The organism is Oligosphaera ethanolica (assembly GCF_030814695.1).
Lineage (GTDB): Bacteria > Verrucomicrobiota > Lentisphaeria > Oligosphaerales > Oligosphaeraceae > Oligosphaera > Oligosphaera ethanolica.
Window position 1 is genome coordinate 4,418,568 of record NZ_JAUSVL010000001.1, and the last position, 15,965, is coordinate 4,434,532.

The 15,965-nt window shown below is 61.9% G+C and carries 7 protein-coding genes; 3 read left to right on the plus strand and 4 right to left on the minus strand.

Translation table 11 applies throughout. The features are described from left to right. The first annotated feature begins 394 nt into the window (after positions 1–394). On the plus strand, positions 395–3,679 hold the full coding sequence (locus J3R75_RS15550; protein WP_307263378.1) for a hypothetical protein: 3,285 nt from the start codon (positions 395–397) through the stop codon (positions 3,677–3,679). A 78-nt stretch (positions 3,680–3,757) separates the two neighbouring features. Then, on the plus strand, positions 3,758–5,848 hold the full coding sequence (locus tag J3R75_RS15555; protein WP_307263382.1) for a DUF6785 family protein: 2,091 nt from the start codon (positions 3,758–3,760) through the stop codon (positions 5,846–5,848). Positions 5,849–5,953: 105 nt separating this feature from the next. Here J3R75_RS15555 and gyrA read toward each other — a convergent pair whose 3' ends face one another. The 4 genes from gyrA to J3R75_RS15575 form a co-directional block, all read right to left on the minus strand. Next, a complete protein-coding gene (gyrA, locus tag J3R75_RS15560; RefSeq protein WP_307263385.1) occupies positions 5,954–8,986 on the minus strand; it encodes a DNA gyrase subunit A in 3,033 nt (1,010 codons plus the stop codon). A gap of 73 nt (positions 8,987–9,059) precedes the next feature. After that, on the minus strand, positions 9,060–11,660 hold the full coding sequence (gene gyrB / locus J3R75_RS15565; protein WP_307263388.1) for a DNA topoisomerase (ATP-hydrolyzing) subunit B: 2,601 nt from the start codon (positions 11,658–11,660) through the stop codon (positions 9,060–9,062). A gap of 299 nt (positions 11,661–11,959) precedes the next feature. After that, positions 11,960–13,681 (minus strand): B12-binding domain-containing radical SAM protein, encoded by a 1,722-nt coding sequence (locus J3R75_RS15570; RefSeq protein WP_307263390.1) that lies wholly within the window; start codon positions 13,679–13,681, stop codon positions 11,960–11,962. A 37-nt stretch (positions 13,682–13,718) separates the two neighbouring features. Then, positions 13,719–14,423 (minus strand): MgtC/SapB family protein, encoded by a 705-nt coding sequence (locus J3R75_RS15575; protein WP_307263392.1) that lies wholly within the window; start codon positions 14,421–14,423, stop codon positions 13,719–13,721. 317 nt (positions 14,424–14,740) lie between these two features. Between J3R75_RS15575 and J3R75_RS15580 the strand changes: the two genes are divergently transcribed. After that, entirely contained in the window at positions 14,741–15,964 is a 1,224-nt protein-coding gene (locus J3R75_RS15580) for an FtsW/RodA/SpoVE family cell cycle protein (RefSeq protein WP_307263395.1), read from the plus strand. Position 15,965 lies beyond the last annotated feature (1 nt).

Genomic DNA, 15,965 nt, shown 5'->3' on the forward strand with positions numbered 1-15,965 from the left:
CGGAGTAATAGCGGGCCCAGAGTAGCAGCGGCTTCCAGCCGCTGTGCGCACGGCACGTGTGGCGGGGGAGACGGTCCGGGTACGGTCGGCGTGGATGACGAGGACGGTTTAATGTGCCGTCTTGTCGGAGTGGGCGAGACGCCCACTCCACGGCGAAAGATGGCGCGCCTAGGGCCGCCTGTTGCTCTACCGCTCAATTATCAATGGCTGACCGATTACACTTATCATGGCGGTCGTTGTGTGAAAAGATTGTAAGGAACGCCGATTTTTGTACATTATGCGCCGTTATAGAGCGGTCGGGTTTGCCGGCAGAAGGAAATTTCATGGTAAGCCAGTCCCTGCGAGGTGCCTTGCGCGGTGCGAAGACCAACAAGACGGATAGAAGGAGTTTGATATGCGCGGAATGCTGGGACTTTTGGTATTAACGGCGGTGGCTGCCGTGGCGCAGAATGCCGTGGTCTATCACTGGCAGGATGGCGAGGCGGCGCGCCTGGGCGCGTTGCTCCAAGGTGCGGGCTATGACGTGCGGGTCGTGGACAGCGCAGCGGTTGCGGCAGATACCGCTTTCATGCGCGCGGAGGACGACCTGCTGGTACTGGGCGAGGCGCGGCATTTCCCCGCCGCGGGCTTTGCCGGGGTGGACGCCTATCTGCAACATGGGGGGCGGCTGTTGCTCTTGGGTGGGCAGCCTTTCTCGGAGCCAATTTATATTCACGATGGCCATTGGCAGAGCCGCGCTGAGTTGCTTGAGCAGCTCAAGACGCTTGCGGGCACGCCATGCGTGCTGCCGCCGGCCGCCAAGTGGGGGCGGTCGAGCAACGACAACAAAATCGCGTCGTCGTGGGCCATCGACGCCGAGGGAGTCGTCAGCTATGAGACGGCGTTGCTTAGTGGCTGGAATACCTACCAGGCCCGCGTCGAGAATTTTTTTCCGGCCGGGAATGACCTGTTGTTGTTTTCGGCGCGTGGCAATGAGCACACCACGCATCTGTGTATCGAGTTTCGCGAGCGGGACGACTCGCGCTGGTATGCGAGTGTGAAAATCGGCCCGGAGTGGCAGGACGTGGTACTGACGGCGGCGGACTTCCGTTTCTGGCATGACTGCAAGCCGACGAAGCCCCGGGGCAAAGCCGGCGATCAGTTTGTGCCGGCGGCGGCGTCGCTGCTGCAGATTGGCCTGGCGCAGTCGAGCCACGGTGCGATGCCCGGGTCGCCGCTGGGCTTTGCCATCAAGGGCATGCGCACGGCGGCAAACCCCTATGCGGGCTTGAGCTTTGCGGCGATGATGCCGCCTTTGGAGACATTTTATCCCGGCTACAAGCAGTACGCGGTGCGTGATCGCGAAGGGCATTACAGCACCATGAATCGCTTCCAGGGCCGCGGCGTGGCGCAGGGGGCGCTGTGGCGCTGGCGGCCTTTCCGGCTGACGGCGGCAGGCGAGCTGGAGCGTGAGGACGATCTGTGGGCATCGCCATCGCTCTGGCTGACGCATTACTTGGCGGGTCCGCATGCGGGTAGCCGCATTGCGACTATTGCGGCGCCGGTGGACGTGTCGCTGCCGGCCGATGCCACAGCCGTGTTGGCGCTGGCGCGGCGGCTCATGCAGCCGGTGGAGCTCATTGCGGGCGGGGCGGCAGACTTCTGCATGTATTCTGATCAGGAGACCACCCTGGGCGCTGAGCTCGCAGTGATGGCGCCGGGCTGGTCCGGGCAAGGCCTATGTGAAATCAGCTTGCAGGGCCCGGGCATTGACGAGAGTCGGCGCATCGCCTTCAGCAGTGCCGACGAGTTGGCCAAGCAAACCTGTCAGTGGCCCTGGCGGCCAGGGGTGGCCGGTTGCACGGCCGTGGCACGCGTGCGGCTCATGGTGGATGGCAAGGAGCTGGACAGCGTCGAGCACGACCTGACTATCACGGCAGAACGCGCGGCGCTAAGGGACAAAGCGGAGGACTTCATCCGCGTGGCGGGCAGCCAATTCATGCTGCGCGGTGAGCCGTGGTATCCGGTCGGAGTGAATTTTTGGACATCGAATCACTCAGGGTTGGAGACGCCGGTGTATGTGAAGGGGATACTTGCGCCGGGGCTTTACGACCCGCTGCAGATGGACAAGGACCTCGACACCCTGCAGCGCCTGGGTTTCAACATGCTCAGCATACAGCTCAAGGGCGATACTGGCAAAGAGAACACCCTGCGTAATCTCCTGGACTTCTTCAAGCGCTGCCGGCGCCGCAATATCTACGTGATAGGCTATCTGCACGCGGCCAACCCAATGAATTTTCATCCGGACGAGATGCGGAAGTTCATCGTGGACAATGATTTTCAGCACAACGCGACCCTGTTTGCCTACGACATCTGCTGGGAGCCGGGAAACTCCCTCTTCCGTGGCGCCGGGCGCAATCGTTTTGACGCTGAATGGCGGCAGTGGCTGGTGGAACGCTACGGGAGCATCGAAAATGCCCTGGCGGACTGGCAGTGCGAGCCGCGACGGGACAAGGACGGCCAGGTCATTTCGCCAGATGACAAATGCTTCAGCAACGACGGGCCCTGGCGGGTGATGATGGCGGCGTACCGGCGTTTCATGGACGATATGACGTCGGCGCGCTGGGGCGCGGCGATACGCGTCATGCGCGAGTTGGTGCCCAATCAGCTGATCAGTTTCCGGCAGGGCAATACGCTGCCGCATGACTTCGCGCTGACCGGGCCGGTCAAACACCTGGATTTCATCTGCCCGGAGGCGTACACCATTGCGAACAGTGAGGACGGGCGGCATGCCGCCGGCTTCCTGACCCGTTTTGTGCATTATGCGGCCAATGGTAAGCCGATCATCTGGGCGGAGTTCGGCAATAATATCTGGGACCGCGAGCGCATGGCGGTCAATCCGCAGCTCCTGGCGGCGTCGACGCGCTATCACGAGATGATGTACCAGATGGCGCTGGAATCCGGCGCCAATGGCACGTCGCCGTGGTGGTGGCCGGGCGGTTATCGCATCAACGAGCGCAGCGACTTCGGCATAACCGAGCCCGACGGCACGCCGCGGCCGTCCGCTGAACTGCTGCTGACCTACGCGCCGCAGCTGAAGCAGCCGCGGGATTACCCGCCGGGCGACCTGCCCTTTGTGGTTGATCGCGACGCGCATGCCGGCGGCTACTGGTACATGGCGTTCAACAGCGGCCGCGACGCCTATCGCGAGGCCCGCGCTGCGGGCCAGCAGCTGCGGCTTTACTCTGCCGGCACGGGCACGACATCGGCGGACACGCCGCTGCTGGCGGTGGGTAACGTGCCTGCCACGGGTATGAATCCGCCTAAATTTCTCAACGCCGAGTTCAACCGCGCAGAAATCAGGTTGGCGGATGGCCGCTGGCATGACTTGCTGGCGCAGCCGGTGCTGAGCCTGCCCGTGGGCACGCCCATCGTACTGCGGGTGGAACTAGGCAACTTGCAGGAGGCGGCGTGGCTGGCGCCGCAGGGCGAGCTGCGTGTCGGCGATGTCGTGCTTGCGGCCGACGGCGCCGTGGCGGCCCATTTGCCGCAGGATACGCCGCGTTTCGCCGATGCGACCTTTGCGGACGTATCTCTTGGCGCGGTCGCCGCGGGCAGTCGCAGCGTATCGTTGCAGCTCACGGCCTGGCAGCGGACGGCCTTTGGCCAGAAAGTCACCTTCACCATCAACGCGGAATAACCATATCGGCTGGGCCGTCCGGCTCTGTGCAGCGTTGATCGTTGCTGCTGCGGGCCGTCTGAGCAGACAAGGATAATTATGACCTTACGGGCGATTACTTTGGCATTTCTGGGTGCGGCGATTATTTGCGGCGTGACCTACTTCAACGACTCGGTGTTGTACCAGACCATGTTTGTTGGCAATCACATGCCGATGTCGGTGTTTGGGGGCCTGTTGCCGCTGGTGCTGGTGGTCAATCCGTTGCTGCGGCGCTTGTTTCCGGGCACGCGCCGGAGTTGGCTGCAGCCTTTTTCGGCGAAAGAGCTGTTTGTGCTGGTGGCGCTGATTTTGCCAGCCTGCTCGATACCCTATTCGAGCATGATGCGGCTGATGCCCCGGGCGTTGATGCTGCCGCATCACTATGCCAAGACTGATTCGAGCTGGAAGCTGCTCGGCAAGGACCCGAACACGCTGATACCGGCGACGACGCTGCTGCCGAAGCGCGCGTTGGCCGACCCGGATTACGACGATGGCAACGCACTGCTGGGTTTTGTGCAGGGCAGCCAGACTTCGCCCGGCGCCGCTCACATTCGTTTTCGTGACGTGCCTTGGCCGGCCTGGCGGGACGCCCTGGGGCTGTGGTTGCCGATGTTCATGCTGCTGTGGCTGGCGCTGACGGGTTTGGCGCTGGTCTTCCATAAACAGTGGGCGGACAACGAGCATCTGCCCTATCCGGTGGTGCAGTTTGCCAAGTCGCTGATGCCGGACGCCAACGGCGCGGTGAACGCGATGTTCCGCACCAAGCTGTTTTGGATTGCGTTTGGCGTGGTGTTTGCCATCCACATCAACAACTACCTCTATGTGTACAACAGCGAGTACCTGCTCGAGTTCAATCGCAGTATTAGTTTTGCGCCCTTGTCGCGGCTGTTTCCGACCTTCATGCGCGGCGGTGGCTGGAATCTGCTGTATCTGCGTTTGTATTTCACGGTGATCGCCATTGCTTTTCTGGTTCCATCGGACGTGTCCTTGTCGATCGGCATCGGGCCTTTTGTGTTCACGTTCATTGCGGGTCTTTTGGCTCAGTACGGCCTGCCGGTTAATGAAGGCACGGAGCTGTCGCCGCGGATATACCACGGGATGGTGCTGGGCGGCTTCATCGGGCTGTTTTGCGTGATGTTTTACACTGGCCGGCACTACTACCTCAACGCGCTGCGGCAGGCGTTGCTGCCTGGTGGCGGGCGCCGCGCCGAAGTGACGTCGGGGAGCATCTGGGGCATGCGGCTGTTCTTGGTGGCGTTCACGGCGATGGTGATTAACCTGGTGGTGCTTGGGCTCGATTGGCAGCTGGCGCTGCTCTACACGGGCATACTCATCATCCTCTTCGTAGTGCTTGGGCGCATCATCGCCGAAACCGGCGCTTTCCACCTGTCGCCGGGCATCTACCCCTGCGTGCTGATCGTGGCCTTCATGGGCGAGCAGGCGTTGGGACTGACGGCGCTGGGCATCCTGTTTTTCCTGACCACGGTATTCATCCTTGATCCCCGCGAGTGTTTCATGCCCTTCATGGTGAATGCGCTGGAGCTGTCGTCGCAGGGCGGCATCAAGCACAGCCGGCTGCTGCCGGTGGTGGGCGCGGTGATGCTCGTCGGGCTGTGCATTTCGGTGCCGCTGACCTTGTACTTCTCTTACGATCGCGGGGTGAACTGGCGTGACAGCTTCGCGTCAACGAGCGTGCCGCGCTACGCGGTGGCAGGCGTGTTGGCGGCGCGGACGCGGTTGCTGGCGCAGGACACGTTGGGGCAGGCGAACAGTGTGCGCGGCTTTGACCGCCTGGCCTTAATGAAGCCCAATCGACGTTTTGTGGTGGCTTTCGCCATAACTTTCGCGGGCGTACTGTTTTTCACTGCCTGCCGGCTGCGTTTTGCGCGCTGGCCCTTGCATCCGGTGCTGTTCTGCCTCTGGCCGCGCTATGCCGGCTATATGCTGGCCGCGTCGTTCCTGTTGGGTGGCCTGCTGAAGATTTTGGTGACGCGCTATGGCGGGGCGAAGAGCGTGCAGCAATTGCGTCCCTTCATGTTTGGCATGATTGCGGCGGACATGCTGGCCGGGCTGGTGATCATCATCAGCGGCTTCGTCTATTACTGGCTGACGGGCATGCCACCGAAGAGTTACTGGGTGCTGCCCGGCTGAGCGCGCCGGGTTGCGGGCGCACCGTGTTGCGGGTGCAAAAAAGCCCCACGGCATGCCGTGGGGCTACGGAGGCGGGGCCCCAGCGGCGGGGCCTGGTGGGGCGGGTTACGCTTGGGGTGGCGTGTCGCCGCTTGCGGCGGGGGCGTCAGCGTCGGCGTCTTCGGCGGGGGCGTCAGCGTCGGCGTCGGCGTCTTCGGCGGGGGCGTCAGTGTCGGCGTCGGCGTCTTCGGCGGGGGCGTCAGCGTCGGCGTCGGCGTCTTCGGCGGGGGCGTCAGCGTCGGCGTCGGCGTCTTCGGCGGGGGCTTGGTTGTTGGCTTTTTGGCCATTCGCGTCGTTGTTGTTATCGTCCTGGTTGTCTTCGTCGTCATCGTCGTCGTCATCTTTTCGTTGCATGGCGGCGCGGTTTGCTTCGAAGAGCGCTTTGCGGGCGACTTGTTCTTCTTCTTCGGCGATTTTGGCCTTATTGGCGGCGATTTCGTCATCGCTGAGTTCATCGATGAGGGTTGCGGAGGCGACTTCATCGCCTTCATTGAGTCTCATGACGATGGTACCGAAGGCGGCGCGGCCGGTGCTGCGGAATTCGGTAACGCGGAGGCGGACCATCTGGCCTTGGACGGAGGTGATGAGCACTTCCTGTTCGCTGTCGGCGACGACTTGGAGGGCGGCGACGACGCGGTCGCCTTCGCGGAGGCGGACGCTGATGACGCCACGGGCGCCGCGGCGGGTGCGGCGGTAACGGCGGGTGCTGGAATCCTTGCTGGCGCCGTCTTCGGCCTCGGTCTCGACATCGGCGTCGACATCATCGTCGTCGGTGACGACGATGGCGTCGTTATCGGCGCCGCTGTCATCGGTTGCGGCCTCGGCTTCGGGGATGACGCCTTCGTAGTTTTCGAGGCCGATTGGCGTGCGTTTACCCATGCCTTTGGCGGTGATGACCAGCAGTTCATCTTCGGGTTCGACGACGCACATGGCGACGAGTTCGGAGACGCGTTCGCCCTGGTGGTTGCGCAGTTCCATGCCGCGGACGCCGATGGAGTTGCGGCCGGTGGCGCGCAGGCCGGTTTCGAGGAAGCGGCAGGCGCGGCCCTGGGCGGAGGACAGGAGCAGCTCCTGCTTGCCGTCGGTGAGCTGGACATCAATGAGGTCGTCGCCTTCTTCAAGATTGATGGCGATGATGCCTTTTTTGCGGAGGTTCTTGAAGGCGCGCAGTTCGGTTTTTTTGACGGTGCCGTTGCGGGTGGCCATGACGACAAAGACATCCTCGACATCGACGTCGTTGACGCTGATCATGGCGCGGATGCGTTCGTCGCTCTGCAGCTGGAGGAGGTTGATGATGGCTTTGCCCTGGCTGTCGCGGCTGCCTTCAGGAATCTCGTAGGCCTTAAGCCAGTGCATGAGGCCCTTGCTGGTGAAGAAGAGAATGATGTCATGCGTGCAGCAGGTGAGGAGTTTTTCGACGTAGTCTTCCTCTTTGGTCTTCATGCCGCGGACGCCTTTACCGCCGCGGTTCTGAGCCTCGTAGGTATCGGCCGGTACGCGTTTGATGTAGCCCGTCGCGGACAGCGGGATGACGCAGATGCCGCGGGGGATGAGGTCTTCCATGTCGATTTCGCGTTCGGCCGGCACGATGAGAGTGCGGCGGGCGTCGGCGTATTTGTTGCGCACTTCGATGAGCTCTTCGCGGACCACGTCCATGATCTTCTTGCGGCTGGCGAGGAGGCTTTTGAGGTATTCGATGCGTTTGGCCAGTTCGTCATGTTCGTTACGCAGTTCATCGACGGCCAGGTTGGTGAGCTGGTAGAGGCGCATTTCGAGGATGGCCTTGACCTGCCGTTCGCTGAGTTCGAAACGTTGCATGAGGGTCTTGGCCGCTTCGTCGCGGTTGGCGGATTCGCGGATGATGCGGACGACGTCGTCGATGTTGGCCTGGGCGATAAGCAGTCCCTGGACGATGTGGTCGCGGTCTTCGGCCTTTTTGAGTTCGAAGCGGGTGCGGCGGATAATGACGTCTTCGCGGTGGTCGATGTAGGCTTCGAGAACCTGCTTGAGGTTGAGGGTGCGGGGGCGATTGCGGTCTACCACCAGGAATTGCCCGCCCATGACGCTTTCCAGCGGAGTCATGCTGTAGAGCTGATTGAGCACGACCGAGGCGATGGCGCCCTTCTTGACGTCAATGACGATGCGGATACCGACGCGGGAGCTGGAGAGGTCTTCCAGGCCGCTGATGCCGGTGATGCGTTTTTCATTGACCAAGTCGGCGATCTTGAGCACGAGATTCTCTTTGTTGAGCGCGTAGGGAATTTCCGTGACGATGATCTGCTCTTTGCCGTTTTTCTCTTCGATGGTGGCTTTGCCGCGGAGGCGCACGGAGCCGCGGCCGGTCTGGTAGAGTGAGACGATGGAGCGGATGCCCTGGATGATGCCGCCGGTGGGGAAGTCCGGCCCGGGCAGGTAGTGCATGAGTTCGGCGATGCTGATGCCGGGCTGGTCGATGATGGCGACGGTGGCGTCGATCACTTCGCCGAGGTTGTGCGGCGGGATGCTCGTGGCCATGCCGACACCGATGCCGGTGGCACCATTGACCAGCAGGTTGGGGAAGCGCGCTGGGAGCACCGACGGCTCGAAATTCTTTTCGTCGAAGGTCAGGCGCATGTCGACCGTCTCTTTTTCGAGGTCGGCGAGGAGTTCTTCGCTGAGACGTTCCATGCGGCATTCGGTGTATCGGTAGGCGGCGGCGGAGTCACCGTCGATGGAGCCGAAGTTGCCCTGGCCGTCGACGAGCGGGTAGCGCATGGAGAAGTCCTGGGCCATGCGCACGAGGGTGTCGTACACGGCCTGATCGCCGTGGGGGTGGTAGTTACCGATGACTTCACCGACGACCTTGGCGCACTTGGTATAGGGGTGGCTTTTGGTGAATCCGAGCTGGCGCATGGCGTAGAGGATGCGGCGGTTGCCGACCTTCATGCCGTCGCGGACATCGGGGATGGCGCGGCCGACGTTGACGCTCAACGAGTACTGCAAGTACGCGTTGTGCATGATGTCTTCAATGGCGTAGGGGATGTCGTTCTTCTGAATGCTGTCGCTGGTCATAACCACTTCGACGGGGGGGACCGGCGGGTTGTTCATATCGTCACTCATGGTCTGTACACCTTATTATGCTGCTGGGCTGCAAAATGCTGGGCGCTTCCTTGGAGGCACTGGCGCGGCTGGGTCAGATATCGAGATCCTTGACGCTATCGGCGTGCATCTCGATGTATTCGCGCCGCGGTTCGACCAGTTCGCCCATGAGGAGGGAGAACATGCGTTCGGCTTCCACGGCATCGTCCATGGTCACTTTGAGCATTTTGCGGCGGTCGGGGTCCATGGTGGTTTCCCAGAGCTGGTCGGGATTCATTTCACCCAGACCCTTGTAGCGCTGGATGTAGATGCCCTGGCGGCCAATGTCCGTGATGCGGGTGTAGAGCTCCGCGAGAGTGGCCATGGGCGTGGCATTTTCACCCTGGAGCATCTCGACCACGGGGGCCGCACCGGCGATGAAGACATCGCAGGGGGCAAAACCGTGCCGTTGCAGGCGCTCGCCGAGCTCGCGCAGGAATTTGGCCTCGATGATGTTGACGATGTCGGTGTCGAGCTGGTTGGCGTCCTCGTCGGCGCTGGTCGCGTCCTGCCCCTCGGCGTTGCTGTCTGCGGCGGGAGCGGTGGCGTCCATGGGGGGCGTGGCGTCCGTGGCGGGAGCGGCGGGCATGAGACGTTGTTGGGCATCGGCGATGATAGTACGGGAGTGTTCCTCGTCCCGCGCGTAGAAGATAGAAATAGCGCCGTTATTTTCGCGGATGGTGACCATGGCGACGGGGAAAGCGCCGAGCTCGAGAGCCTGCTGCATGTAGACGTTGGTGTCGATGCCGTAGCGCAGGAGGTTGTTGCTCAGGCGGATGAATTCGCGCACGATCTGGACGATGTCGCTGGCGACATCGCCGGTGAGGACATCGCCGTTTTGGCGGCGGAGATTGATGTCCTGCATGCCCAGGCCGAGGAGGATGCCGTCAAGCTGGTCTTCGCTTTCGACGTACTGCTCGTGTTTGCGGCGGGTGACTTTGAACAGCGGTGGCTTGGCAATGTACACGTAGCCGGCTTCGATGAGGGGCTTCATCTGGCGGAAGAAGAAGGTCAGCAGGAGGGTGCGGATGTGCGAGCCGTCGACGTCGGCATCGGTCATGATCACGACCCGGTGATAGCGGGCCTTGGTGACGTCGAATTCGCTTTCGACGCCGCAGCCGATGGCGGTGATCAGCGAGCGGATCTCATTGTTGTTAAGCAGCTTGTCCAGGCGGGCTTTTTCGACGTTGAGGAGTTTGCCGCGGATGGGCAGGATGGCTTGGTTTTTGCTGTTGCGGCCTTGTTTGGCGGAGCCGCCGGCGGAGTCGCCCTCGACGATGTAGAGTTCGGATAGTGCGGGGTCTTTTTCCGAGCAGTCGGCCAGTTTGCCGGGCAGGGCGGAGCCGTCAAGGGCGGTTTTGCGGCGGGTGAGTTCGCGGGCTTTGCGGGCGGCTTCACGGGCGCGGTTGGCCAGGAGGGCTTTTTCGATGACCTGTCGGGCGTCCTGCGGGTGTTCTTCGAAATAGGTCGTGAGGGTGTCGTACACGATGGAGTCGACGATGCCGCGGACTTCGCCGTTGCCGAGTTTGGTTTTGGTCTGGCCCTCGAACTGCGGGTCGGGGACTTTGACGCTGATGACGGCGGTCAGGCCTTCGCGGACGTCAGTGCCGGAGACTGCGTTTTCATTTTTGAGGCTCGGCGTGGCCTTGATGTAGTTGTTGATGCAGCGGGTGAGGGCGCCTTGGAAGCCGGTGAGGTGGGTGCCGCCTTCGATGGTGTTGATGTTGTTGGTATAGCTGTAGATATTCTCGGTGTAGCCGTCGTTGTACTGCATGGAAATCTCGGCCTCGACATTGTCGCGGCTGGTCTGAAAGTAGATGATCTCATGCAGGGGCGATTTGCCTTGATTGAGGTGCTGGACGAATTCCTTGAGGCCGCCCATGAAGTGGAAACTTTCTTCCCGGGGCGTCTCGCCGCGCATGTCTTTGAGGATGATGCGCAGGCCGGCGTTGAGGAAGGCCAGTTCGCGCAGGCGGTTGGCCAGAATGTCCCATTTGAAATCGAGAGTGGAGAAGATCTCGTGGTCGGGCTTGAAGGTCACGGTTGTGCCGCGGCGGTTGCTCGGCCGGACGACGGTGAGGGGGTCGACGGTATGGCCACGTTCAAACTTGATTTGGTGCTCAAAGCCGTCGCGCTCAATGCGCAGGGCCAGCCATGCCGACAGCGCGTTGACACAGGATACGCCGACGCCGTGGAGGCCGCCTGACACTTTGTAGGCGTTGTGGTTGAATTTGCCGCCGGCATGCAGCACGGTCAGGGCCACTTCGCAGGCCGGCTTGCCTTCGATTGGGTGCATGTCCACTGGAATGCCGCGGCCGTCATCGGCCACCGAGACGCTATTATCGAAGTTGATAATGACTTCGATGTTTTTGCAGTAGCCCATCAGGGCTTCGTCGATACTGTTGTCGACGACTTCATAGACCAGGTGATGCAGGCCGCGTTCGCCGGTGTCGCCGATGTACATGCTGGGGCGAAGGCGGACGGCTTCCAGACCTTCCAAAACGGTGATTTGATCGGCGTTGTAGGCCGAGGTGTCAAGCTCCTGAAAATCGTCTCGGGTGGCTGAAGGGGGGATGGCGTTTTCCGCGGAAGCGGGGGTGGGGACGGCATCGGGTGATGAAGCGGGAACAATGCCGGGGCTGTCTTCGTTGGCCATGGGGACTCCTTCACTGTCTGAGCTGTAACGCGTCATTCCGGAAATATTCGGAAATCATGCCGTTTCACCGGTACTCCCGAGTTTGCTGGCAATGGGGCCGTAAGCTGACCGGGAGCGAAACATAGAAATATATCCGAAAATTGGCGTTTTTCGAGCCAGCAGACGAGAATTTTGCAAGAAAAATGCAATGAAAACAGCCGATAGGCGCAAAAAAACGGTTTTTTTAAGAAAAAAGGCCTTTTCGGCATGGGGGGATGCCGGAAAGGCCGAAAAGCCGACAATTGGCGCGTATGGCGATTTTATTGTTTTGCTTCCAGCGCCTGTCGTGGGGCTACGAAGACTGCGGCGGCGCGGTTTGGGGCGATAGCGCGGTCGTAAAGGAACCAATAGGTATTGGCGCTGGCGGGGAGCCGCCACAGCCGCCGGCCCGCTTGTGGTCGGCAGGACGGATCGCCGTGGACGCACTGGGCGTCTGGGGGCAATTCGTTTGCCGGGCGGGCGTTTTTGGCGGGGCCGTCGCCGGGCGGGAAGGCCCAGAGCAGCCAGTTGTAGGCGAGGGCGTCCAGGGCGCGCTGGCGGGGCTGGCCGGCGGGCTGATCCAGCAGGAACGCCAAGAACAGTGCGAAGCGTTTTTTGAGATCGGGCGCGGGGCCGAGACTGAGGCCCTGGCGTTCCATGAAAGCCAGGATGTCGGCGATGGCGCCGGGGGTGCTGGCGGTGGCGCGGAAGGCGCCTTGCAGGGCGGGGTGGTTGTAGGTGATATCGAGCAGTCGGGACAACTTGCGGCAGCGGTATAGATCATTGGCGCACATCGTGTTGGTGGCGATGACGTCGTAAGGCGTTTCGGGGCTGAAGCGCAGTCCGGCGGCGGCCGCCTGCTCGCGCATGGGCGTACCGTGGAGCATCTTGAGGGTTTCCAGCTGGATCTCCGCTGGGCCGATGGCCACCAGCTGCGCAACATCCTGGAGGACATCGTTGTAGCCCTGTTCCGGCAGGCCGGCGAGAAGATCGGCGTGGGTGTCAAAGCCCGGGCAGTTGCAGAGGAAGGCCAGGCCGTCCAGGGCGCGTTCCGGCTGGTCCAGGCGGCCGACGGCGCGCAGGGCAGCCGGTTTGAGCGTCTGGATGCCGGCTTCGACGTGAAGTTGGCCGGGGCTAGCCAGCTGCAATTCATCGCGGATGGCCGGCCCGAGCAGCTGTGGGTGGATTTCGAGATGAAAACGCATGTCGGTGAAGTGCTCGCGGAACAGCCGCAGCAAGTCCACGCCGCGCGTGGGCGGCGTATTGAAGGTCCGGTCGAGCAGCCGGACATCGCGGACGCCGCGTTCGTGGAGCTGTGTGAGTTCGTCGCGGACGGCGTCGAGGCTCTTGTAACGCATGGCGCTGTGGCAGCTGGTGCAGTAGCTGCAGCCCTGCAGGCAGCCGCGGGCGGTTTCGACCTGCACGAAGGCCTTGCTGCTGTCAAAAAAGGGGCTGACTGCGGGCGCGGGCGCCGTGCTCCAGTCGGCGGAGAGCGCCTTGCCGCCGTTGGCGATGGCCTGGCCGGCAGCTGATCGCCAAGCTAGGCCGGTTATGCCCTGGAAGTCGCCGGCGCCGGCGTGGATCAGGTCGAGCATGCGGGGCAGGGCGGCTTCGGCTTCGCCGTCAAGCGCAAAGTCGATCTGCGGGAAGCGCGCGAGGAGTTCGGCCGCGCCCCGGCCGGAGCATTCGGGGCCGCCGACGGCGATCCGGCACTGCGGCCGCATGGCCTTGACCCGCTGGATGACATCGAGGACGAGCTGGCGATTGAAGAGGTACAGCGTGGCGCAGAGCAGATCGGGCGCGGTGGCGTTGACGCGTACGGCGAGCTCACCGGCGTCATCCGTGGCGCGCGCGTCGACGGCGTGCCAGGACCACCCCGCGCAGTCCCTAGCGGCAAGATGCGCCAGAGGCAGGGCCAGCGACGAATGGGCGAAGGAGGCGTTGACGGCTAACCAGAGTAGGCGCATGTTGTCCATTGAGTCCATATAGTCCATACTGTCCATAGCGGGGCGCCTTGGGCGCGTCCGCGCCGCGGCCTGATCAGTGGTTATTCACCAGCGAGATATGTATGGGCAGGGGGTCGATTTTCTTCAGGGAGGCGAAGATATCGGCGGCAAAGACCGTCTGGCTTTTGCGGGTGAAGCTTTCGAGGATGAAGAGGGTCTTGAGCTGTCGCGGCCGGCTAAGCCTCTGGTTCTCTTTATGGAACGAGAAATTCAGTTCCTTGATGATGATATTTTTCTGGGCGGCGAGGTGGTCGCGAATGACGGTCATTTCGTCGAAAGTCGCGGTAACGACCATGAGTTTGAGCTGGCAGGTGCGGGGGATGTTCAATTCGAGTTGTTTGGCGCCGATGAGGAGAATGACTGCTGACAGGGTAACGATGATGGCCAGCGTGAGATTGCCGCTGCCGCAGGCCATGCCGATGGCCGCGACCAGCCACAGGCATGCCGCCGTGGTCAGGCCTTTGATGCTGACGCCGGATTTGAGGATGGTGCCGGCGCCGAGAAAGCCGATGCCGGTGACGATTTGCGCGGCGATGCGCCCGGGGTCGCCGCGGGTGGTCAGGCCATCGACGCCCATGGAAAATTCCATGGAGACGAGGGTGAAGAGCGTGGCGCCGATGCTGACGAGCATGTGCGTGCGCAGGCCGGCGGCGCGGCCGTGGATATCCCGTTCGTAGCCGATGATGCTGCCGAGCAGGGCGGCGGTGGCCAGACGCAAGAGCATGACGTCGAGTGGCATGGTGATACTCCTGTGAAAGACAATGGATTGGGCGATGGTGAAAAAAAACCGGGGGCAGGGGCACCGTCGGAAAAGGTGCCCGTGAAAGACACGACATATTACGCACGAACAGGACAAGGGCCGTTCTGCGCGCTTGTCGCTCAAGCTGCCACGAGGAACGGCGAGAGGAGGCTTCCCTTGCCCGCGGCGCCGGCTGTTTATTCGCAAGAACTGCCGGCGCCATTATAGTTATTGTTTCGACCGACACAGCAATATAACCGCGTTTTGCCTTCTGACGACCGGCCCGGGCCAATGGCCAATGGCCTTGAAGCATTTGCATGACAAGTGACGATCTCAAACACAATCTGCTGCTATTTCGGCGCATGGACATATTGTCTCTGCTGCTGCACGTCGTTTTGCTGGGCATTGGCGTGTTGTTCATCCGTGGCGCTGGCCTGGAAGTGGGCGGGGTGATGTCTGAGATGTGGCAGCGGCAGCTGTTGTGGATTGGCGCCGGGACGGTGATTTATTTGGGCTGCGCGCTGTTTGATTATCGCTGGCTGGGGCGTTATGCGTGGATGCCGTATTTGGGTGGCCTGTGCATACTGGTGCTGCTGTTGTTGTTGAATCGGAGCATCAACAGCTCGCGCAGTTGGCTGGTCATTCCCGGCTTCGGCATGCTGCAGCCGTCGGAGCTGATGAAGCCGGTGGTTTTGCTGTTCATGTGCTGGGTCTATACGCATCCGACGCTGCGGCACAGCCAGATACCCCCTTTGCTGGTGCTGCTGGCGATATTGGGTCCGCCGCTGCTGCTGATCCTCCTGCAGCCGGACTACGGCACCGCACTGGTGTACATGCCCTTTGCCTTCATGCTGCTGTTTGTGAATGGATTGAAATGGCGGCATATCATGCTGTCGGCCCTGGCGGCGCTGCTGCTGCTGCCCATCGGCTTCAGTTCTCTGCGGCCGCACCAGCAGGACCGCCTGAAGGTCTTCCTGGAAGTCCCCAGTCATTTTGCGCTGGCGGCGGTGTCGCCGTTGCTCAGCAATGCGCGTCGCGAACGCCTGGTGGAAGCGCAGCGGACTTTCTTTCTCAAGGCCGACGGCAAGCCGTTCGACAACTGGAACGCGCAGCAGTCATTGCTGGCGGTAGGCAGTGGCGGTTTCATGGGCAAGGGCTACCTCAAGGGTACGCAGTACGTGTTGGGCTATCTGCCCAAGACGGTGGCGCCGACCGACTTCATCTTTTCGGTGATCGCCGAGGAGGTGGGTTTTGTGGGGTCGGCCTGCGTGGTCTGTCTGCTTATCTGCCTGATCCTATGCATCTGCCGCACGGCCATTCTGGCTACGGACGAGCTCGGGACCTTTCTGGCTATCGGCATTGCGTCGATCTTTGCGACGCACACCTTTATCAATATCGGTATGACCATCCAGGCCGCGCCAATTATCGGCATACCGCTGCCTTTTGTCAGTTACGGCGGGTCTTTCATGTTCGGCTCCATGATGCTGGCGGGGCTGGGACAGAGCGTGCACATGCGGCGGGGGTTGGCGGAGGAGACTTAAG